The organism is Paraburkholderia sp. JPY419 (assembly GCF_050435705.1).
GTDB classification, from domain to species: domain Bacteria; phylum Pseudomonadota; class Gammaproteobacteria; order Burkholderiales; family Burkholderiaceae; genus Paraburkholderia; species Paraburkholderia youngii.
In genome coordinates this window covers 286,532-306,685 of record NZ_JBNDKV010000001.1, presented here as the reverse complement: position 1 = coordinate 306,685, position 20,154 = coordinate 286,532, and the positions used below count along the sequence as shown (strand labels likewise).

Annotated in this window: 19 protein-coding genes; 10 read left to right on the top strand and 9 right to left on the bottom strand. The window is 63.0% G+C overall.

What is annotated here, in order from left to right; genetic code table 11:
* Positions 1–5: 5 nt before the first annotated feature.
* Positions 6–206: a DUF2905 domain-containing protein gene (locus QFZ91_RS01470; RefSeq protein ID WP_176122749.1), complete on the bottom strand. Its 201-nt coding sequence runs from the start codon at positions 204–206 to the stop codon at positions 6–8.
* Between the two features lie 43 nt (positions 207–249).
* Positions 250–1,242, bottom strand: coding sequence for a LysR family transcriptional regulator (locus QFZ91_RS01465; RefSeq protein WP_429565975.1), 993 nt, complete (start codon positions 1,240–1,242; stop codon positions 250–252).
* A 95-nt stretch (positions 1,243–1,337) separates the two neighbouring features.
* Between QFZ91_RS01465 and QFZ91_RS01460 the strand changes: the two genes are divergently transcribed.
* A complete protein-coding gene (locus tag QFZ91_RS01460) occupies positions 1,338–2,618 on the top strand; it encodes an MFS transporter (protein ID WP_429565974.1) in 1,281 nt (426 codons plus the stop codon).
* A 325-nt stretch (positions 2,619–2,943) separates the two neighbouring features.
* Here the strand turns inward: QFZ91_RS01460 and QFZ91_RS01455 are convergent, their stop codons facing one another.
* The 3 genes from QFZ91_RS01455 to QFZ91_RS01445 form a co-directional block, all read right to left on the bottom strand.
* Positions 2,944–5,352, bottom strand: a complete 2,409-nt coding sequence (locus QFZ91_RS01455) for a filamentous hemagglutinin N-terminal domain-containing protein (protein ID WP_429565973.1) — start codon at positions 5,350–5,352, stop codon at positions 2,944–2,946.
* A gap of 145 nt (positions 5,353–5,497) precedes the next feature.
* Positions 5,498–6,745 carry an NAD(P)/FAD-dependent oxidoreductase gene (locus QFZ91_RS01450; protein ID WP_429565972.1) on the bottom strand — a complete coding sequence of 416 codons (1,248 nt, stop codon included), beginning with the start codon at positions 6,743–6,745 and terminating at the stop codon, positions 5,498–5,500.
* Between the two features lie 97 nt (positions 6,746–6,842).
* Complete coding sequence (locus QFZ91_RS01445) at positions 6,843–7,631, bottom strand: ABC transporter substrate-binding protein (protein WP_429565971.1); 789 nt, start codon at positions 7,629–7,631, stop codon at positions 6,843–6,845.
* A gap of 238 nt (positions 7,632–7,869) precedes the next feature.
* Here QFZ91_RS01445 and QFZ91_RS01440 point away from each other — a divergent pair, with 238 nt between their 5' ends.
* Together QFZ91_RS01440 and QFZ91_RS01435 are read left to right on the top strand one after the other, a co-directional pair.
* Entirely contained in the window at positions 7,870–8,841 is a 972-nt protein-coding gene (locus tag QFZ91_RS01440) for an ornithine cyclodeaminase family protein (RefSeq protein WP_429565970.1), read from the top strand.
* A 200-nt stretch (positions 8,842–9,041) separates the two neighbouring features.
* Positions 9,042–9,686, top strand: coding sequence for a helix-turn-helix transcriptional regulator (locus tag QFZ91_RS01435; RefSeq protein ID WP_429566629.1), 645 nt, complete (start codon positions 9,042–9,044; stop codon positions 9,684–9,686).
* A gap of 114 nt (positions 9,687–9,800) precedes the next feature.
* On the opposite strand, the gene QFZ91_RS01430 is transcribed toward QFZ91_RS01435, so the two are convergent.
* Entirely contained in the window at positions 9,801–10,079 is a 279-nt protein-coding gene (locus tag QFZ91_RS01430) for a hypothetical protein (protein WP_176111709.1), read from the bottom strand.
* Positions 10,080–10,389: 310 nt separating this feature from the next.
* Positions 10,390–11,568, bottom strand: coding sequence for a TIGR03118 family protein (locus QFZ91_RS01425; RefSeq protein WP_429565969.1), 1,179 nt, complete (start codon positions 11,566–11,568; stop codon positions 10,390–10,392).
* Between the two features lie 310 nt (positions 11,569–11,878).
* Between QFZ91_RS01425 and QFZ91_RS01420 the strand changes: the two genes are divergently transcribed.
* The 4 genes from QFZ91_RS01420 (at position 11,879) to QFZ91_RS01405 (ending at position 15,366) form a co-directional block, all read left to right on the top strand.
* The gene (locus tag QFZ91_RS01420) at positions 11,879–12,619 is read left to right on the top strand and encodes an ATP-binding cassette domain-containing protein (protein WP_429483691.1); all 741 of its coding nucleotides are present in this window, start codon (positions 11,879–11,881) and stop codon (positions 12,617–12,619) included.
* A gap of 55 nt (positions 12,620–12,674) precedes the next feature.
* On the top strand, positions 12,675–13,670 hold the full coding sequence (locus QFZ91_RS01415) for an ABC transporter permease (protein WP_176122760.1): 996 nt from the start codon (positions 12,675–12,677) through the stop codon (positions 13,668–13,670).
* Positions 13,671–13,786: 116 nt separating this feature from the next.
* A complete protein-coding gene (locus tag QFZ91_RS01410) occupies positions 13,787–14,779 on the top strand; it encodes a sugar-binding protein (RefSeq protein WP_176111705.1) in 993 nt (330 codons plus the stop codon).
* Positions 14,780–14,826: 47 nt separating this feature from the next.
* The gene (locus QFZ91_RS01405; RefSeq protein ID WP_429566628.1) at positions 14,827–15,366 is read left to right on the top strand and encodes an SRPBCC family protein; all 540 of its coding nucleotides are present in this window, start codon (positions 14,827–14,829) and stop codon (positions 15,364–15,366) included.
* 25 nt (positions 15,367–15,391) lie between these two features.
* On the opposite strand, the gene QFZ91_RS01400 is transcribed toward QFZ91_RS01405, so the two are convergent.
* Complete coding sequence (locus QFZ91_RS01400) at positions 15,392–16,054, bottom strand: hypothetical protein (RefSeq protein WP_429565968.1); 663 nt, start codon at positions 16,052–16,054, stop codon at positions 15,392–15,394.
* 179 nt (positions 16,055–16,233) lie between these two features.
* The gene (locus QFZ91_RS01395) at positions 16,234–16,866 is read right to left on the bottom strand and encodes a LysE family translocator (protein ID WP_429565967.1); all 633 of its coding nucleotides are present in this window, start codon (positions 16,864–16,866) and stop codon (positions 16,234–16,236) included.
* A gap of 287 nt (positions 16,867–17,153) precedes the next feature.
* On the opposite strand from QFZ91_RS01395, the gene QFZ91_RS01390 reads away from it, so the two are divergent.
* From QFZ91_RS01390 to QFZ91_RS01380, 3 genes are all read left to right on the top strand, one after another.
* Positions 17,154–17,324 carry a helix-turn-helix domain-containing protein gene (locus QFZ91_RS01390; RefSeq protein ID WP_429565966.1) on the top strand — a complete coding sequence of 57 codons (171 nt, stop codon included), beginning with the start codon at positions 17,154–17,156 and terminating at the stop codon, positions 17,322–17,324.
* A 230-nt stretch (positions 17,325–17,554) separates the two neighbouring features.
* Positions 17,555–17,962: an OsmC family protein gene (locus QFZ91_RS01385; RefSeq protein ID WP_018435075.1), complete on the top strand. Its 408-nt coding sequence runs from the start codon at positions 17,555–17,557 to the stop codon at positions 17,960–17,962.
* 337 nt (positions 17,963–18,299) lie between these two features.
* Positions 18,300–19,106 carry a hypothetical protein gene (locus QFZ91_RS01380; protein WP_429565965.1) on the top strand — a complete coding sequence of 269 codons (807 nt, stop codon included), beginning with the start codon at positions 18,300–18,302 and terminating at the stop codon, positions 19,104–19,106.
* Positions 19,107–20,154 lie beyond the last annotated feature (1,048 nt).

The following is a 20,154-nucleotide window of genomic DNA, read 5'->3' as shown; positions in this document are numbered from 1 at the left end:
CACACTTACCGTCGCAACAACCACAAGAGCACTGACACCACGACCGAAATCACGATGCACGTGACGATCGGGAAATGGAAATTGATACCGCCGCGAACGATATGGATGTCGCCAGGCAGCCGGCCGAATGGGATACGCACGAACCAGCGCCATCCGAGGCCGGCAAGCAGGCACAGCACGCCCAAAAGAATGAGGAAGCGGTTCATGGTGCTCGGTCACTCACGAAAAAACAAATCGTGTCGAGGTCCCCTATCGAGAATGGCTCCAGCTACCGCGTCCATTTTTCTTGGGTTGCCTGCTGATAGCCACGTCATCGACGCGCTCAAAGGAATCCGCCGCAGCCATCCCGTGGGCACGCAGCACCTCGGCCAGCGAATCGCGCAAGAGTGCGATCGGCCGCACGAGCCGTCCCGGTAGCGGGTGGTGAACGAGCCAGACCTCGACGCCTGATTCGAAATCCGTGACATCAATCACCTGCAACACGTCGCGAAAGGGGCTGCGCGCAAGCACTTCCGGCGAGACGATCCCGATTCCGAGTTGGCGCGCGACAAGCGATAGCTGCAAGTCGGAGCCGAACGCCTCGACGGCGATGTTGAACGGCAACCCCGCCCGCGCGAGCGCGCGCGACAGCGCCGAGCGCATGCCGCAGCCGTCCTGGTTGAGCACCCACGGATGCTGCGCGAGGTATTCCAGCGTGACGGGCGCTTTCGGCAGCCCAAGCGAACGCGCCGCGACGACGGCAGTCGGCATGAAAGCGAGCCGCGTACTGACCAACGCCTCGGGCAGCGCGACATCACCGGGCATCAACACGACAGCGGCGTCTACCTGCGCCAGTTCGACCGATTGCAGCAGACGCGGTGACCAGCCCGCCGTAACACGCAGCGTCAGCTTGGCGTAGGTGCCGCGCAAGCGGTCGAGCGGCTGTTCGAGCGCGAGGTCAGAGAGGAACGGCGGCACGCCGATGCGCAGTTCGCCTTCCGGCTCGCTGTCTGGGGACGCGACGGCCAGCAGTTCGTCGACGGCGCCGAGCACGTTACGCGCAAGCAGGTAGACCTCCCGCCCGGCGGCGGTCGGCTTGAGGGGCTTCTCCTGACGGTCGAGCAGCGCGAGAGCCAGTGTGCTTTCGAGGCTCTGGATGCGGCGCGTCAGGCCGGGCTGGGTTAGATGGAGCCGTTCGGCGGCAGCGACGATCGAGCCACACTCGACGACGGCCACGAACGCCTCTAGATCACGCGTGTTCAAAACAATCTCGCATAATCATTATCAATACATTTCAATTGTCGCATAACGATGCGACTTCTAGCATAGACCATAAGTCCTTCAACCGGAGCGTCGTCATGGACCGCGCCGCAGATCCTTCATCCTGTACCGTCGGCCAGCCGCACGCCGAACGCGCCGACGAGCGCCAGCCCGGCCAGCTCACCACGCCGATGACGGTTTTTTTCGCCACCGCAGTCGGTCTCATCATCATCAACCTGTTCGCCGCGCAGCCGCTCACCGGCCCGATTGCCACCACGCTGAATCTGCCGCATGCGCTCGGCGGCCTCGTCTCGATGCTGCCGCAGCTCGGCTACGCCACTGGACTCGTGCTGCTCGTTCCGTTGGTCGATCTGATCGAGAACCGCCGCCTGATCGTGCGGACGCTGTTCTGCTGCGCATTGCTCCTCGCTGTGCCGATGTTCGCGCGTTCGGCGTGGGTGTGCCTTGCCGCGCTATTCCTCGCGGGCGCGACATCGACCGTGATCCAGATGCTCGTGCCGATGGCCGCGTCGATGGCGCCCGAGGCCCAGCGCGGCCGCGCCGTGGGCAACGTGATGAGCGGCTTGATGATCGGTATCCTGCTGTCGCGGCCGCTCGCTAGTGTCATCACGGCTTGGGCCGGCTGGCGCGCGTTCTACGGCACGACCGCGCTGCTCAATGGGTTGCTCGCGAGTGTGCTCATGCGGCGCCTGCCCTACCGCGCGCCACCGGTAATCACACGCTACGCTGCCTTGCTGCGATCGCTCTCGACGCTTCTCGCGCGTGAACGCATCCTGCAGCGGCGCGCAATCTCCGCCGCTTTGGCAATGGGGGCATTTAGCGCGTTCTGGGCGTCGGTCGGACTACGGCTCGCGCAGGCACCGTTCGGATTCAGCATGCACGGGATCGCGCTTTTCGCGCTCGCGGGTGCGAGCGGCGCGGTCGTCACGCCGCTCGCCGGCCAGGCGGGCGACCGCGGGCACGGTCGCAGCGCGCTTCTGTTCGCGCACCTGTTGATCATCGCGGCCCTTGTGCTGATCGCCGTGGCGGGATCGGGCGGACTGGGGTTCGCCCCGCAGGCCCACCCCCGGCTCGCGATCGCGGCGCTAGTCATCGGCGGTGCGGCGATCGACACAGGCGTCGTCATCGATCAGACGCTCGGCCGCCGCGCCGTCAATCTCATGAATCCCGCCGCGCGCGGGCGGCTGAACGGGCTGTTCGTCGGGGCGTTCATGGTCGGCGGCGCGCTGGGAGCGGCGCTCTCGGGAGCCGGATGGGCTGTCGCGGGGTGGCGCGGTGTCTGTGGCGTGGGCGTTGCATTCGCGGGAGCAGCCTTTGCCTACGGTGTCGCGGGCCGCTCCAACCGGGTGGGAACGTGAGGCCTGCAACGCAGTTGAGCGCGCGTGGCCCGGCGCGAACAATGCGTTCAAGGCAACCTACTGCCAGGGTTAGGCGCATGCGAATCCACTACCGAAGCGGCGCGAGCTATTGCAGAATGACCGCACGCTCGGCCAGTCTTTCGTTGAGCGAAAAAGGCATTGGAGACAAGCTGCTGATCACCGGCTCAGTTGGCCATCTTCGGACGTTCGCAGACATGCTCAGGCAGGCAGTCGGAGGCCGGCTTCCCCCCAATCCGTCGTTGCTATGCCACCAGCCGACGCGGCTGAGACAGTTCTGCGTGCGCGCCCCAGTTCGCGGCAGCGCCTAGGGCGCTAGTTGCCAACGCAGGATCGGGTGGGTCGCGCCCGTCGGTATAACCCACGTCCCGGTCTCACTGAAATCCCACGAGGCGTCAAAACTGGCCGGATTGCTCATCTGCGCGGTCGTGAGCCCGTTGGACGCCGATAGCTGCGCGCCGTACCCGCTGCTCTTCGTTCGCGTTGTCGTCTCCTTGTCCCAGTACACGTTGGACGCGAGCGGCACTCCAGCCGGTAAGCCCTGGACGGCGACGATGCCGCCATAAGTGCCATAATCCGGGCCCTGGAAACTTGGTCCTAAGACTTCGCCCGACGCAAACGACTGCTCGATGAGGCCGGTATTCGAAAGAGCCAGTCCGCCAGCGCTGAATGGGCCGTACACTTGCCCCGTGGCATACGACTGCGAAATCGTTCCGTCGTTAGCGCCGACCAGACCGCCACCGGAGCCATGATTGCCGCCGCTCACCGGCCCTGTCGCATAAGATTGCACGATGGTACCGCCGTTGCCACCGACGAGGCCGCCGAGCAGGCCGGCAGAACCGACGAACGCGCTGCTCCACGAGCGCTCGATCAGGCCGTCGTTGCGTCCAACGAGGCCGCCGAGGACCGCGCCTTCGAACGCGCCGGAACCGCGGCTGCCGGTAGTGTAGGCGTAGGTAATCAAGCCATGATTCTCGCCGGCCAGAATGCCCAGCGGGAGCCCGCTCGGGAAATAGAAATTGGTCGCTATCCGGGCGTTGGTCATCCCGACATTGCGCACGACACCGGTCGGCCCGATCGCGCCGAACAGTCCCGTCGCCGGTTGCTCGGTCGAACTCTGATCAATCTGGGTGAACCTGTCGATCACATGGCTCATCCCGTCGAACTGGCCGGAAAATGGCGTGGTCGCATTGCCGAGCGAAGAGAAAGCGAAAGACGTATCGGTCGCACTGGCGTCGAGGTCTTTGCCGAGCGCATATGCGCCGCCGAGATCGAGCGCGATGTTCTGCAAATCGCCAACCGAATTGACCAGCTTGTAGCCGGTCACCTGGGCGATAAGACCGCTATACGGAGCTGCTGTCCAGGCGCTGTTCGCGACGATCGTGCCGGGACTGTAGCTGCCGTTCATGTCGTAGAGCGCGCTGACGATGCCGGTACTTTTCGACCAGTCGATGGTCCCACCGCTGGTCACGCTGCCGCCGTTGTCGATGCCTGACGCGTCGGCGCGTAAGGTCAGGTTGCCCGTACCGTTGTTCGCGATGGTCGTACCCGACGTCACCGAGACGTGGCGGTACGCCGCGAGCGTGAGCGAAGCCGGACCTGACCAGCGCAGGCTCGACGTGACACCCAGGTCGCCCGTTGCTCCGTTGGCGCCCGTCGCGGTGACGTTGACCGAGGTGCCATCGTTCAGGCTGCGGCGCAACGCGTGCGCGTCGGCATCATCGATCGTGAAAGCGGGGGTCAGGAGGTTCCATTGGCCTGCATCGACCACCGCGTGCCTGCCGAACGTCAGTTGTGCCGCCTGGGTATCGACCGTTCCGCCGCTGCCGTCCGCGTTGCCTGCGGCGATCCTGCCGAGTTGGTCCACACGGCCGCTGTCGGCCACCAGCCACACATGGCCGTCGCGGCTGGCCGTGCCCGTCGCGCGGATGCGCGTGCCACCACCTGCAAGCGCATAGACGTTGCCGTCGGCGGCCTGCAGGCTGACCTGCGCCGCGTTTATCAGCCCGTTGTTGACGACCGTGCCCTGACTCCCCGTCTGAACGAACACCTGCCGGCTGCCCGCTGAGTCCTGCAACAGCAACTGGCCCCCTGCGGCCAGTTCCGCCGTGCCGTTGGGCGCTGCCACGGTGCCGGCGTTGATGACTGCGTGTCGCGCAATCAGGAACACATCGCCGCCACTCGAACTGATGCCGCCCAGGTTGACCACGCTTGCATCGGAGCCGCCCGAGAGCGTAAGCGCGCTGCTGCCACTCATGAATGCACTGTTGCAGACATCGAGGGTGGACGCGACGAAGCGGCCACCGGTGCTGACCACACCCGACGGACCCACGACGATGCCCTGCGGATTGATCAGATACAGGCTGCCCGTTGCACTGAGCCTGCCGAGAATGGCCGAGGGCGAGCCACCCGTCACGTGGTTCAGGGTCGCGCCCGTGCCGTTGTCGAACGTCACGCTGTTGTGCCTGCCGATCGAAAAACTGTTCCAGTCGATCACGCCGCGCGTCGCACCGGGTTGCGTGATCAAAAGAGCGTTGCCCTGGTTAGCTATCGTGCCCGTACCGGCAGTATATGTGCCGCCTTGCGGAAGGCGGCCCGCGGCGAACGCAACGGGTGTCAGGGCCAGTCCCGTCAGCGAAATGCCGACGGCAAGCCAGATGCGGCCGCGCGAGTGCAGTACGCATCGCGAGGGCCAGGGTAGTTTCGAATGTGACATACAGCCCCCTTTCCGCTGCGTGCGGAATGGTTGCCGACGACCCACAGAGTCGACCGGAAATGCATGAGTCGCTGTGTCTGAAGAATAGCAGTCGGCGTCGCCGATGCATGCCGATGTCTCAGCGTATTGCGCCGTCCTGTGCGGACTACCTAGGAAACCGTTCAGCGCGAAACGGACGCGCATCCGCACAGGTCGGTGTCCCGGTCATCATCTCCGCCAACAGTCGACCGGTGACGGGCCCCAAGGTCAAGCCATGGTGGTTGTGACCGAATGCAAACCACAACCCGCGGTGACGCGGCGCGCGCCCAATGACGGGGCGCATGTCGGGTGTGCAAGGACGCAGGCCGAGCCACGGACTCGCATCGAGTCGCTCACCCAGACCGAAGCTCGGCCGGGCGGTGCGCTCCGCGCGTTCAAGCTGGATGCCCGTCGGCCTGGCGTCGCGTCGCGCGATCTCGACCCCCGTGGTGAGCCGCAAGCGCCCTTCCATCGGCGCCACCACGTAGCCCTGCTCCGCGTCGACGAACGGCATCGACAGCATCTGGCGGGTAGGACGGTAGTGCATGTGATAACCGCGCTTCGCGCGCAAAGGAATGCGGTAGCCAAGCGGCGCGAAAACGCGGTCGGACCATGGACCGAGCGCCACCACGACTTCTTTTGCGCTGATCCGGCCCGACGATGTCTGAACCGTCCACGCAGCGCCCGCTTGCGCCGTCAGCGTGGTGGCGTCGCCGGTGAGCACCGTTCCGCCGCCTGCTTCGAAAAGACTCGCATAACCTTTGGTCAGTGCCCCGGGATTGACGATGCTCTTCGGGTCCTGCCAATGCAACGCGCCACAAAAGCCGTCGGCGAGGCCCGGCTCGCGCGCGGCCAGCGCCGCCGAATCCAGCACCGCGACCCGCAAGCCATAGGTCCTGGCAGTCATTGCGGCGGCCGCCGCCTGCCGCGAAAATTCCGCCGGGGTGCGATAGGCGTCGATCCAGCCGCTGTCGCGAATGAGATGGCCGAGTTGCGCGCGCTCGATGAGCCGATCATGTTCCGCAACGCTTTGCTGGATCAACGGCAACATGTCGCGCGCGGCCGCCATCAATCGCTCAGGGGACGATTCCCACCAGAAGCGCGCCAGCCAGTTCGCAAAGTGCGGCAACGCCCGATAGTCCCAGTACAGATCGGTCGAACGATTCTTCGCATAGCGCAGCAACGTGCCGAAATCGCGCGGAAAGCCGTACGGAACGACCGACGAGCTTTCAATCAGACCCGCGTTGCCGAAGCTGGTCTCTTCGCCCGGAGCGCGCCGGTCCACCAGTGCCACCCGGCGGCCGCGATCCTGCAACTGCAGCGCGGACGATACGCCGACAATCCCGGCGCCCAGCACTATCACATCGAAATCCATAAGCTCGCTTCGCTTTTTCTGTCAGGACTGGACGCCGGGCTGCCGCATTTTGCGCAGCAAGCCGGCGCGAAGCCTCTGGCGCCGGCTCGTGGACCCGTTACTTCGCGATGATGTCGTTGTTGAAATACTTCTGCGAAAGACTGCTCAGCGTGCCGTCTTTCTTCAGCGCGTCGAGTGCGGCATTGACTTTCGCGACCAGCGCCTTGTCGGCCTTGCGCAAGCCCCAGCCGGTGCCCTCGCCGAGCGTTGCCGGATCGCTGAGCGGCTTGCCGACGATCGCATACTCGTGGCCCGCGGGCTTACCGAGGAAACCGTCCTGCGCAGTTTGCGCTTCCTGAACGGCAGCGTCGAGGCGGCCGCCGAGCAGGTCGGCGTACACCTGATCCTGGTCCTGGTACGAGACCACCGTTACGCCGGCATTCGCCCAGTGAGCTTTGAGGAAATCCTCCTGCGAGGACCCCTGCAACACGCCCACCCGTTTGCCCTGCAGACTTTTCACGTCGGGCAACAGGCCGGAGCCTCGTCGGGCTACCATCACGATCGGCACGATATAGATCGGCTTCGTGAATTCAATCGATTGCTTGCGCTTGTCCGTGATGTTCATCGCGGAATTGATCACGTCGAATTTGCGGGCTTCCAACGCGGGAATCAGTCCATCGAACGCATTCTCGACCCATACGCACTTCACACCCAGCTTCGTACAGACCGCATTGCCGACGTCGACGTCGAAGCCCTGCAATTGCCCGCTCGGCGACTTGCTTTCGAACGGCGGGTAGGCTGCCTCGATGCCGAAGCGCAAGGTGTCCTGAGCCTGCACGCCGACGGTCCCAAGCGAGCCCACCAACGCAGCGGCGACGATAAGTGAAAATTGAAGCTTCCGAAACATAAGAGGTCCCCTGGTGTTTGGGCGACGACGATTGAGGGCATGCGCGACGGTTGACCGACCCGCTCCGAGACATCGCATGAGGCAGCTGACGCGCCGGCCTCACACCTGCTCTGGATTGACAGTCTATTCTGGACAGATATAAAAGCAAGCAATTTCAAAAATAAATGTCCAGACTGGACTGTTTGACTTAGAATCGCCTCACCGCCGGAGCACCGGCATCGTTGTGGAGCGCAGTTCAATGATCCAGTCAGAAAACGCAATGCCCCTGATCGTCGACCAGCAAACCGTTCGCGAAGCGCTACCCCACCTCGACGTGCGCAGCGTGCTGGCGCAGATGTTTCGCGCGCTCGGAAGCCAGATGGCAGTGCAACCTCCGCAGACGCTGACTCTTTTCCCGCAGAACACTGGCGACTTCATCACCTATCTTGGCGTGATGGCGGACGCGAAGGTGTTCGGCGCGAAGCTGTCGCCGTACATCGTCACGCAGGCGAAGCCGATCATTACTGCGTGGACGGCATTGATGTCGATGGAAACGGGACAACCGCTGATGTGGTGCGATTCAGGCTTGCTGACGATCGAGCGCACCGCCGGAGCGACCGCACTCGCGGTACAGCAACTCGCCGCCGATCATGCGCGCCAGCTCGCGATTGTCGGCGCAGGGGCGGTCGGACGGGCCCATGTGCGCCATCTGGCGTCGACACGGCCATGGCAATCGATCCGGGTGTTTTCTCCCGGGCTTGCGAACGACACCGAAAAACGTGCGCAGCTCGCGGCGCTCGATGAAAGAGTCTCCATCTGTGCAAGGATCGAAGACTGCGTCGCCGACGCCGACGTCGTTGCGCTGTGTACCTCGTCCGGCACCCCGGTGCTGCACGAAAACATGCTAGGCAAGCCAGCGCTCATCACGTCTATCAGCACCAACGTGGCGAACGCTCATGAGATTCCGCCCGCATGGCTTGCCGACATGGACGTCTATTGCGACTACCGCCGCACCACCCCAGCCAGCGCGGGCGAGATGAAGCTGGCTTCGCAACATCATGGCTGGCGTCCCGAAGCCGTGCTGGGCGATCTCGCCGAACTCATGTGCGGCGAAGCGACCAAACCGTCCTATCGAAAGCATGCGTTTTTCCGCTCGATCGGGCTGGGTCTTGAAGACGTCGCGATTGCCTATGAACTGTTCAACTATCTGACTGCTCGAGCGGGCATGTAAGTAATCGCCACGATCTTGCCGACGCGCCAGATCGCACCATGCCGCCGGAGCAATGGCGAAGGCCGTTCGCCGACATGCTGGTCGTCGTGCCATCGAGCAGAAGTACCGCATCGCTCGTGGCAAAATGCCGAACATTTTCGGACCTTCCATACCGTCGCCCACCCAAGTGGACTTTCAGAAAGCTGCAAGCATCTATCCCTATGCGAAAGCCCAAGACAACGGCCGCACGCCGGCTACTTCTGGATCGCTACAGCCGTATCGCCGATGGCATTGCGCTGTTGTTTTTCCCGTACGTCGAAATCGTCATTCATGACCTGCAAAGTCAAACGATCGCCTACATCGCGAATAATCTGTCGAAACGCGAACTCGGCGACGACTCCGCATTGGAAGAGATCGACCATTCCGCGGAGTCCGGTACGGTCGGGCCGTATGAAAAAATCAATTGGGATGGGAGGCGGATGCGGTGCGTCAGCACAGTGTTGTTCGACGATGCCGGTAGCGCTGTCGGCGTGATGTGCGTGAACTACAACATCGCCGTCTTCGAAGACATCAAACATGTGATCGATCGTGTGATCTCCGGCGCCGGTGTCGTGAAGCAGCCCGAAGAGCTGTTCAAGGACGACTGGCAGGAACGCATCAACACGTTCCTTCACACATGGCTCCAGGAACGTCAGTTGGCCCTGAATTCGCTGACTCGCGACCATCGTCGCGAGATCGTCGAAGCGCTGTGGGCCGAAGGGGCGTTCAAGGGGAAGAGCGCTGCCAACTACGTCGCGAATGTGTTGGGGATGGGACGTGCCACCGTCTATCAGCACATTAGAGATTTGCGAGGCACGGCGACCTGATACGGGACAAACAACACCGACATGCACACGATGGCAACGGCTATGCCCGGTCGCGACAGCGCGTGCCTCACTCTGCTCGTCTGAATTTTCGTCGATAGACTCATGTGCCGGTGCCTAGTTGCGTGCGCCGTGACCGCCGCTGTGGCCCCCGCCCTGCTCGAACTGGGTACTGCGACCGTGGAACCCATGGTGAAAGCCGTCGCCATGGTCAAAGTCGTGGAAGCGGCGGAAATCGCCGCCAAGGAATACACATGGCTGGCCGCGAGACGGGCACCCGGCATAGAACTCACACGGATAAGCCGGATACGCCGCGCACGTGTTGTAATAACCTGGCTCCGCAGCGCAATCTATCGCGCCAAGCAGCAGCACGGCAAACAGAACCTTCCCCTTCATGATGCAAACCTGCCATACCCCGTTCTTTCAGTACTCACCGCCACTGTTCGCAGCCGTCGGCATGATGGCGCCGTCATCCGATGGCATGTTTTGCGTAACAGGTGGCGCGTTTTGCGTGTCGGGTGCCGCTGTCATGGTCTTTCATAGCCTATCCGCTGGGGCTGCTTCGACGCAATGACTGAAGTTTAGACCATTCGATCCAGTGGATAACCAGACATGTGAGCAAAGCTCAGTCCGGAGGCAGCCGGTCACGTCTGGCGAGTTCCGCGACCGGCTGAGGCAAGGTCCTTCGTCCCGAACTTTGATATCGTCAATGGTCGGCGACTCGCTCCCTGGAGCCGCTTGCTGGAGCGATGATCCCGAACAGTCCATTTGTCTCCTTGTTAGGACCGGCCGAGAAGTACAGCGTGTCGGGGCTCGAATTGCGGCCGCCACCGAGTGTCAGAGTCCAAAGCCCGTCGATTGCCAGCGGATTGCCGAACTCATTCTCCAACTGATCGACGAACCCGCCGTCATTGTCGAAGACATTGATTCGACCATCGCCGAAGTTGCCAATGAGAATCTTGCCGCTGAAGCGGCCAAACGCAAACGATGCGCGCGTGATACCCCACGGCGAGTCGAGCGTCCCTCGGCTTGCAAAGCGACGCAGCAGGTGGCCGTCGGTATCGAATACATCGACGAATCCACGACCGCGTCCTGCATCGTCGTCGTGCTTCTGTTGGTTCTGCTTTGCGTAGGTGACGAAAAGATCCCCATCGATGTTCGCGATGCCAAACGGCGCATAGCCGGCTGGGATGTTCGGGTCGACGAAGCCGCCGTCGGTCGTCGCAGGCGTGAACAGGCCGTCTGAACCGTTCGGCCCAAATACATCGATCCGACCCGAACGGAAGTTCGTCGCAAACAGGAATCCGCCTTGCGCATTCACTCCGAAGACGAGCGCCTTGTAGACAGCCCCGCTGGCGGCGGAGGGATTGGACGAGTTATCGACCGCGATCACGGCGTTGTTCGCCGGATTCAACCCACCGGCCCAAGCGGAAATCGTGCCATCTTCAGTTGCGAAGATGAATAGGGCCGGGATCTTGGTGCCTGGCACGAGAAACGCAGACGAAGGATTCCATACAATCCCGGTTGGCGCCGCGGGCGTGGGATTCGGTGGAGACTTCGGAAGGACGGGATGACAGGCGCCGGCCGGTATCACGTTGCCTGGCAGCGGGATGGCGACCTGCAACGCCGTCACCTTTGTCCCCTCGCCGTCATACAGCGTGGAGCAGCCGGTGGCGTTGTCGTTGATCCAGAATGGACTTCCTGCCGGACTAAAGGCAATACCCCAGGCGTTCTGCAAAACACCGTCGACCTTCGGGGCAGCGCCTGCCACGTTGGACACGAGCGGTTTGACGACATAGGCATCATCAGCAGCGGCATGCCCGATTGTGAAACCGGCGGCGAGCACAATCACAGCCGCCTTGAGACCACGCGAGATCAGAGACATAGCTACCCTCCTCGGCACTGGCGAGACATCGCCGCAAGCTAAACGACCGCAGGACTTCGAATATTCCCGCTCTGCACGAAGAATTTCGATGCCTCGACTTGCCACGACCGGTTGCTTCAGAGTCGACGACGTCGATCTCTCTGCATGGTGATGAAGTGAAGCGGGCACGGCAGATGAGCGAGTTCGGCAGGTGGCTAAAGTGCCTTGCTAAAAGCCGCATCGTGCACTAAAAAACATCTACCTACCTCGTACGTCTACTGGCTGCCCAGCCAATGCGGTGGGCGCCTCCACCCAGCGAACGCGACAGTCTATGAGTCTTCTCGAGCTCAGAGGCGTTTCCAGACATTTCGGCGCCATTCAGGCCCTGATCGACGTGACGCTCAGCCTGGAGCCAGGCGAGGTGGTCGGGCTCATGGGCGATAACGGAGCAGGGAAATCGACATTGGTGAAGGTGGTCGCCGGCAACTTTCCGCCTTCGCACGGTGACATTCTCATCGATGGAAATCCCGTGCATTTCAACAAACCGATCGACGCCCGCACGCGCGGCATCGAGGTCGTCTATCAGGACCTCGCGCTTTGCGACAATCTGACGGCAGCCGCCAACGTCTTCCTTGGCCGCGAACTGCGGATCGGGTTCGGACCTATCCGCGTGCTCGATCACGCGACCATGTATCGGCGTGCGGGTGATCTGTTCAAGCAACTGAAGTCCGAGACGCGCCCGCGCGACCTCGTCAGGCAAATGTCGGGAGGGCAGCGGCAAGCGGTGGCCATCGCCCGCACACGCCTCTCTGAAGCGAGGCTCGTCCTCATGGACGAGCCGACCGCCGCAATCAGCGTCCGCCAGGTCGCCGAGGTGCTTGATCTCATCAAACGCCTGTCCGAACACGGTATCGCCGTCATCCTCATCAGCCACCGCATGCCTGACGTATTCGCAGTCGCCCACCGGGTGGTTGTCATGCGGCGCGGGCGCAAGGTCGCGGACAAGAAGACCGAAGAGTCCTCCCCGGAAGAGGTGACTGGTCTCATCACCGGCGCCATCGCCGCTGCCTGAAACTGCCTTGCATCGGAGTCCCACATTGAACGACGCGTCGCGAAGGCCCCCCACAATGCCGCCATTGCTCGATGATCCACAGTCCGCGAGGACGCATACTCGCTGGTCGGGACTACTCGCAAGCCAGGTATTCTGGGTCGTGCTGGCAACGATCGTTGCCTGTATCGCCCTATCGATTGCGACCTCGACCTTCGCGACCTCCGAGAATCTTTTCAACGTTACGCGAAACTTCGCCTTCGTCGCCATCGTGGCGCTGGGAATGATGGCGGTGATCGTCACGGGCGGCATCGACATTTCGGTCGGCTCGACCATCGGCATCAGCGGTATCGTGCTCTCGGTCGTCATGAACGCGGGCTACCCGATCTGGGCCGGCATCGGCATGGGACTACTGACCGCCGGGCTGGTCGGCCTCGTCAACGGCTTGCTGATCGCGTATCTCGGCATGCAGCCTTTCGTCGTGACGCTCGCCATGCTGAGCGTCGGCCGCAGCCTCGCACTCGTGATTTCCCGCAGCCGGACCATTTTCGATTTCGGCCCTGACGGCAGCAAACTCCTCGCGCTCGGCGGCGGCGCGACGCTCGGCGTCGCCAATCCGGTGTGGTTCCTGATCCTGCTTGGGCTGTTGTTCTGGTTCGCGTTCGGCTGGACGCGCTGGGGCCGCTACGTGTTCGCGATCGGCGGCAACCGTCATGCGGCGACTCTCACCGGCGTACCGGTACGCCGCATCGTTTGCAGCGTCTACGTGCTCTGCGGCCTGATGGCGGGCGTCGCGGCGATTCTCGAAGTCGGCTGGCTGGGCGCAGTCACGACAGGCCTCGGCACGGGCGACGAGCTGCGCGTGATCGCGGCCACCGTGGTCGGTGGGACCAATCTGATCGGCGGGGTTGGCAGCGCCTTCGGCACGGTCGTCGGCGCGGCGCTCATCGAAGTCATCCGCAACAGTCTGATCCTGCTCGGCGTCGACGCGTTCTGGCAGGGCACGGTCGTCGGCAGCTTCATTGTCGTCGCGGTGCTCTTCAACCGGCTCGGTGGCGAGCGGCAAGGGGATTGAAGTGTCTCTGGACGCACCGGCCGCTTTCGAGCCGGTGCACAGGACGCGGGACGCGTTACGAAGACTGTGTAAGCCGACATGGGCACCGTAGAGCCGGCGCTCAACAGGAGGAAGCTATGAAAAAACTGTGGATGTGTCTTGCTGCGGCTGGAGGACTCGCGATGCTGGCGTCCCCGGGCTTTGCGGCCGATAAGACCCTTGCGCTGGTCGTCAAGGGTCTCGACAACCCGTACTTCGACCTTATGCATCAGGGATGCGAACGGGCGAACAAGGAACTCAACAAGCAAGGCTACAACTGTTATTACACCGGTCCCGCGACCGCGGCCGACGAGAGCGCGCAAGTGCAGATCATCGACGACCTGCTGACCAAGGGCGTCGCGAGCATGGCGATCTCGCCCGCGAACGCGCCGGCTGTGGCGGAGGTGCTGCGCCGCCGCGGCGGATCAGTCCCGGTCATCACCGCGGATGCCGATCTGCTGCCGAAGGATGCGTCGCTGCGCAAGAGCTATGTCGGCACCGACAACTACGAGCTGGGCGCCAAGCTTGGCGAACAGTTGAAGATGCTGATGCCGAAAGGCGGCAACGTCTGCCTCGTGATGGGCAATCCGGCAGCGGAGAACATCAATCAGCGGGCCCAGGGCGCACGCGACGTGCTATCCGGCAAGAAAGGCGTCACCAAGCTCGCTGGCGAGAACGGCTGGCATGAGATCAGTGGCTGTCCGCTCTACGTGAACGACGACGCCGCGAAGGCGAACCAGATGATGCAGGACACGCTGACCGCCAACCCCACGGGTCTCGACGCCTTTCTGCTGGCGGGCGGCTGGCCCCTCTTCGCTCCGCAGGCCTTTTCGCAGGTCGTCGCCCCGATCATGGACAAGATCAAAAACGGCAAATTCGTGATCGTCTCGGCTGACACGCTCGGGCCCGAACTGCAGGCGCTCAAGGACCGCAAGGTGAATGTGCTCGTCGGCCAGCGGCCCGAGGAAATGGGCTACCGCGCCGCGATGGTCATGCGTGACCTCGCGGAAGGGAAGTCCGTGCCTCCGGTCATTCACACGGGACTCGACGTCTGCACGTGGAAGAACGCCGACACTTGCCTGAAGCATTGAAAGCCGGTGACCACGGCGACGACGAAGCCGTACTTCGCGAGTCCCGGATGAAATGGAGTTCGAAATGGATGAGCGCGGTCCTGGCCGTCGTCGCGGTCGCTGCACTGCTTGCCGTCCCGTTGCCTCGGCCGGTCAATCTTACGACGAGGATTGCCACCGTGATCTCGATCGGGCGACCGGATACGGTGGTTTTCGACTACGTAACGACACCCGCTCACTGGCCCCGCTGGCATCCGTCTTCGCTATCGGTAAGAGGGGCGATCGACCACTCGTTAAACGTTGGTGAACAGGTTGCGGAAGAATTTCGCGTGGCGGGTCGCCGGGGAAGCGTCCTGTGGACCGTCGCCGTACGGGACCGTCCGCGCAAATGGGCGATTGTCGGCACGATAGACGGGAAGCCAGCAGGCACAGTGAGCTACGCTCTGACGCCCGTAGCGTCCGGGACACGATTCGAGCGCGAGTTCGTGTACCGCGCACCGACACTGTGGTTTGCGGTGTTAAATGTCTTGTTCGTTCGAACGAGAATCCAGCAGGAATCCGACGAGGCAGTCGCGCGACTGAAGAAAGCATTGGAAACAATGCCGTAGCCCGGATTTTTTCTGAATCTTTTGTTCACACACATTGCACTACAGAACCTGGAAGGCGGCGAATGCGCTGCCCGCGAACACTTGCTGGGAGAAGATCTGCCAGATGCCGCCCACTCGCACGCCAATCATGCACATGGATTGGCGTGGATTCGCGCCAGCGCCCGGCACCGGGTTGCCATTTGGAAAGCCGGGGATGCTCCTCGATCAGGCGCGGTGCGCTTGGCCAGCCCGGTTTGCGCAGATCGTTGATCGAGCGCGCCTTGTACCAGACATTCCATTCATCGAACGACAGCATGATGCGTTTGCTCGAATGCTTGCGCGCCGCCACGCTGTCCGCAACGGCGACGATCTCCTTGATGAACAGATCCATCACGTCGATGTTGCCGAAGAATTCCGCGGTCGAGTCATGACGGTTCTCGAAGTACGTGTGCAAGGAGATGAAGTCAACCTGATCGAAGCAGTGTTCGAGCACGCGATCTTCCCGCGCTCCATAGGTCGGCATGTCATGGGTCGACGAGCCGCACGCCGCGAGTTGAATGGTGGGATCGACCGCGCGCATCAGTTTGGCCGTTTCGAGCGCGACGCGGCCGTACTCGTCCGCGGTCTTGGGCCGCGGCAGCCGAATAGCCGAACAACCATTGGCGGAAGCCGGATTCGTAGATGAACTGGACGAGCGGTCGCGATGCATTGTTCGGTCCGCCGCCGGTCAGCAATTGCGCCTGACCGAACGGCTGGAACTGGAACACCGCTTCGATCACCGCAACCAGCGCGACGGTGCGCCGGATCGACGGCAGCGTGATCGCTCAGGGAAGGTCGAGCGGCGCTGCTCTCCTCCTTCCCCCATTCGTGGGCGCGGAACAGGAAAGGTTACCGGCGGGCTTGCGTTGCCATACGGACTGCAAGGCCCGCTAGCACGGTGCCCATCAACCAGCGTTGAAGCGTAATCCACGTCGGGCGGCTCGCGAGAAATCCGGCAATCGAGCCAGCCATAGTCGCAATGGCTGCATTCACGCAGACGCTGATCACGATCTGCGTTGCACCCAGCGCAAGCGATTGATGAAATATGCTGCCGTGCGACGGATCAATGAACTGAGGCAATAGCGACAGGTAAAGCACGGCGATTTTGGGGTTCAGCAGATTGGTGGTGAACCCCATCAGGAACAGTTTGCGACGGCTGTCCACGGGAAGATCGCGGACCTGAAATGGTGAGCGCCCGCCGGGCTTGACTGCTTGCCACGCAAGATAGAGCAGATACATCGCGCCGCCAAAGCGGAGCGCATCGTAGGCGTAGGGTATAGCGAGAACCAGAGCGGTGATGCCGAATGCGGCACACAGCATGTAGAAGACGAAACCGAGCGCGACGCCAGCCAGGGAGATAAGTCCAGCTTGACGACCTTGGCAGATGGAGCGTGAAATCAGATAAACCATATTCGGTCCGGGTGTAAGCACCATGCCGAATGCAACGAGACCGAATGAAAGGAAATGGCTTAGATTGGGCATCGAAAACTCCAAAGTTACGCGTATCGAAGGCGGCGAATTTTCATCCGTGATTTTCCATGAGCTTTGCGGGTTGCCGCCAGCGGATGTTTTGCGAGACTCGAGCGAACGGATGCAGCGCCAGTTCGAAAACCCAGGGCGATGAGGAATAGGAGAAAGCAACGGCGGAAGGTTTTTGGACTGATCTACTGCCGCACGATCGAGCCCAACCACATTCCAGCGAGAGCGGGCACGACAGCCAGCAGCGACAAGCCGAGCTGGTCGATCCTGAACGCGCCACGGGCGAGCATATGAGATTCGATCTCGCGGATCTGCGTCTGTTCGTTTGCGCGGTCAATGCTGGCAGCATTGCAGCCGGGGCCCGACAGGCAATTCTCGCATTGACTTCGGCAAGCGAGCGGATTAGTAACATCGGGTCGGATGCAGGTGTCGTTCTGCTCGAAAGAAGCCACCGGAGGTAGTGACCACCGAGGCAGGAGAGGCGCTCGCGCACCATGCGCGTCTGATTCTCCAACAACACAGTCTGTTGCAGGGAGAACTACGCGACTTCGGTGCCGGCGAACGTGGTACGTTGCTGCTGTACGCAAATACGGCAGCGCTTACTGGCCTATTGCCGCACGCAGCCGGCGATATTGAACGCGCCCCCGCAATCGACCACCGCTGCGGTGGCGCCCAGTTCCGAGGAGTTACCATGCCGCTCGCCACCGCCTCCGCACGGCTCGCCGCCGATGCCCCCAACTATCTCGTGGCCCTAGAAGCCGGCCGCCATGCGCTCGCTGGCGACGAAGGCCCGCACGAAGGCGGTCAGGATCGCGGGCCTGCCCCTTTCGAATTCGTGCTTGCGGGTCTCGCTGCGTGCACGTCCGCGACGCTGCGCATGTACATGCAGCGCAAGGGCTGGCCCGACGGCGCCATCGATGTGACCACGACGCTCCACGCGGACCAGGAGCGCAACCCGTACATTCGTCGCACCGTCAACGTGGATGCGCCGCTCGACGCCACGCAACGGGCTCGACTCGCGGAGATCTGCGAAAAGACGCCCGTCACGCTCTTCATCAAGCGCGGCACGCGCATTGACACCACGATGATAGAGCGGTGAAGAGCGGACGAACGCGTACTGCAGGCTAGTTCCCGTCATTGCTCTCATATGGTCGATGCGCTTCGGCAACTGACGTTTGCCTCTCAGTGTTGCCAGAACAGGGCGGCCGGCTGCATACAGCCATCGGAGGGACATACGCAAGGGATTTATTTAGCCCTTCAAGTTCCATCCGATCGTGCCGCGCATCGAACAAGAGCCGCATCGGCGACAATCAAAAAAAGCGCGTCAATCAACATCGGCTCATCAACTTCGCCGCGACATTGTCACCTTGCGTGGGGCGCATTTCTCATTCAGATTGTCGCGCCACACGATCGGGATTCCCCGTCGGATAGCCGCTATGACCTTCGTCTCGTGCACGATAGCGCGGCCGAAAACGAGGCGGCGGATTACCTTGACCCGCCCGAGCCCGAACCGCCTCCGCCGTAACCGCCTCCGCCCGAACCGCCCGAGCCGTGACCGCCTCCACCCGGACCGCCTGAGCCGTGACCACCCGCGCCCGAACCGCCTGCACCCGAACTGCCTGCACCTGAACCGCCTGCGCCCGAGCCGCCTGCCCCCGAACTGCCTGCACCGTGAGCACCTGCGCCCGAACTGCCTGAACCCGAACTGCCTGAACCCGAACCGCCTGAACCCGAACTGCCGGCACCTGAACTGCCGGCACCCGAACTGCCGGCACCTGAACTGCCGGCACCCGAACTGCCGGCACCCGAACTGCCGGCACCCGAACTGCCTGCACCCGAACTGCCTGCACCCGAACTGCCTGCACCCGAACTGCCTGCACCGTGACCGCCTGCGCCCGAACTGCCTGCACCCGAACTACCTGCGCCGGAGCCGCCTGCGCCTGAACCGCCTGCGCCCGAGCTGCCAGTACCCGAATTGCCTGCACCGTGAGCGCCTGCGCCCGAACTGCCTGCACCCGAACTGCCTGCGCCCGAGCTGCCTGCGCCCGAACTGCCTGCGCCCGAACTGCCTGCGCCCGAACTGCCTGCGCCCGAACTGCCTGCGCCCGAACCGCCTGCGCCCGAACCGCCGGCGCCCGAACTGCCTGCGCCCGAGCTGCCTGCGCCCGAACTGCCTGCGCCCGAGCTGCCTGCGCCAGAACTACCTGCGCCCGAACTGCCTGCACCCGAACTGCCCGCACTAGAGCTGCCCGCACTAGAACTGCCCGCACCCGAACTGCCCGCACCGCGACCGCCTGCGCCCGAACTGCCGGCATTCGAGCTGCCGGCACCCAAACCACCGGCACCGGAACCGGCTGCGCCTGCGCCCGAGCTGCCTGCACCTGCACCCGCGCCACCGGCACCTGCACCAGAACCACGTCCGCCCGAACCGGCCGCGCCTGCACCCGAGTTGCCGGCATTCGAACCGCCCGCACCCGGACCGGCTGCGCCTACCCCTGAACCGCCCGCGCCCAACCCGCCTCCTGCGCGAGCGCCTGCAGGCTGCCTTTGAACCGGTTGCAGTGAAGCAGGATTCCGAGAAGGTGCGCCGCGAGTATTCGGAGAAGGTGCACTGCGGTGATCGAGCGAAGCGGAAGACCCGCGTGGGGCGTGCTCAGCACTGCTAGTTGCAGATCCCAGCGCAGGAACTGGCGATGGCCCCGCGACATGATCGGACGAAGACGCTCTTGGCGTCGGCGATTTGGGTCCAGTGATCCCGCTCGCATGCCGCTCGATTGCTCTCACGTCCGGTGCCGAATGGCGGCGAGCTTGTGTAGCGGTATAGCTTGCCTCGTCGGGCACTCGCTTAACCGACTGCGGCGCAGCACTATCCGGAGTAGCTTTAGCGTCATGATCGGACGGAACGGAAAACGCAGGCGGGGCGAGTTCAGCACTGCCAACCGCGGTTGGGTGAGTGGGAGGCGACGGCGGCAGCGCGACATGCCCGAACCACGTCGTGTGTGGCGCTGGCGACGTGGTTTCGATAATCCCGAGCGCCTGATCATCGTCGAACCGATCGATTTGCGCGACCACACCCATGACGGCGACAGCCAACGCGCTTGCCGACCCAGCCCAAAGCGCGAGATGTCGGCCACGCGAAGGCTGTGCGGTATCGATGTCTGCATCCGGGCTACCTGCACCCGAACCCGGAAGCCCGGTCCGCCTGAACATTCCAACACGCTTCGGATCGTTTCGCCTGGTCCTTCCATTCACTACGTTCATCTGCCGTCCCCTTACGGAGAGCTCATCGAA

What these genes read in the sequence shown, in the direction of transcription:
- QFZ91_RS01425 (WP_429565969.1), bottom strand. Translation starts at nt 11,568, where the DNA reads ATGTCTCTGATCTCGCGTGGTCTCAAGGCGGCTGTGATTGTGCTCGCC.
- QFZ91_RS01420 (WP_429483691.1), top strand. Translation starts at nt 11,879, where the DNA reads ATGAGTCTTCTCGAGCTCAGAGGCGTTTCCAGACATTTCGGCGCCATT.
- QFZ91_RS01435 (WP_429566629.1), top strand. Translation starts at nt 9,042, where the DNA reads ATGCGAAAGCCCAAGACAACGGCCGCACGCCGGCTACTTCTGGATCGC.
- QFZ91_RS01440 (WP_429565970.1), top strand. Translation starts at nt 7,870, where the DNA reads ATGATCCAGTCAGAAAACGCAATGCCCCTGATCGTCGACCAGCAAACC.
- QFZ91_RS01380 (WP_429565965.1), top strand. Translation starts at nt 18,300, where the DNA reads ATGACCTTCGTCTCGTGCACGATAGCGCGGCCGAAAACGAGGCGGCGG.
- QFZ91_RS01390 (WP_429565966.1), top strand. Translation starts at nt 17,154, where the DNA reads ATGAGATTCGATCTCGCGGATCTGCGTCTGTTCGTTTGCGCGGTCAAT.
- QFZ91_RS01385 (WP_018435075.1), top strand. Translation starts at nt 17,555, where the DNA reads ATGCCGCTCGCCACCGCCTCCGCACGGCTCGCCGCCGATGCCCCCAAC.
- QFZ91_RS01410 (WP_176111705.1), top strand. Translation starts at nt 13,787, where the DNA reads ATGAAAAAACTGTGGATGTGTCTTGCTGCGGCTGGAGGACTCGCGATG.
- QFZ91_RS01415 (WP_176122760.1), top strand. Translation starts at nt 12,675, where the DNA reads ATGCCGCCATTGCTCGATGATCCACAGTCCGCGAGGACGCATACTCGC.
- QFZ91_RS01470 (WP_176122749.1), bottom strand. Translation starts at nt 206, where the DNA reads ATGAACCGCTTCCTCATTCTTTTGGGCGTGCTGTGCCTGCTTGCCGGC.
- QFZ91_RS01445 (WP_429565971.1), bottom strand. Translation starts at nt 7,631, where the DNA reads ATGTTTCGGAAGCTTCAATTTTCACTTATCGTCGCCGCTGCGTTGGTG.
- QFZ91_RS01405 (WP_429566628.1), top strand. Translation starts at nt 14,827, where the DNA reads ATGAAATGGAGTTCGAAATGGATGAGCGCGGTCCTGGCCGTCGTCGCG.
- QFZ91_RS01455 (WP_429565973.1), bottom strand. Translation starts at nt 5,352, where the DNA reads ATGTCACATTCGAAACTACCCTGGCCCTCGCGATGCGTACTGCACTCG.
- QFZ91_RS01460 (WP_429565974.1), top strand. Translation starts at nt 1,338, where the DNA reads ATGGACCGCGCCGCAGATCCTTCATCCTGTACCGTCGGCCAGCCGCAC.
- QFZ91_RS01430 (WP_176111709.1), bottom strand. Translation starts at nt 10,079, where the DNA reads ATGAAGGGGAAGGTTCTGTTTGCCGTGCTGCTGCTTGGCGCGATAGAT.
- QFZ91_RS01400 (WP_429565968.1), bottom strand. Translation starts at nt 16,054, where the DNA reads ATGCATCGCGACCGCTCGTCCAGTTCATCTACGAATCCGGCTTCCGCC.
- QFZ91_RS01450 (WP_429565972.1), bottom strand. Translation starts at nt 6,745, where the DNA reads ATGGATTTCGATGTGATAGTGCTGGGCGCCGGGATTGTCGGCGTATCG.
- QFZ91_RS01395 (WP_429565967.1), bottom strand. Translation starts at nt 16,866, where the DNA reads ATGCCCAATCTAAGCCATTTCCTTTCATTCGGTCTCGTTGCATTCGGC.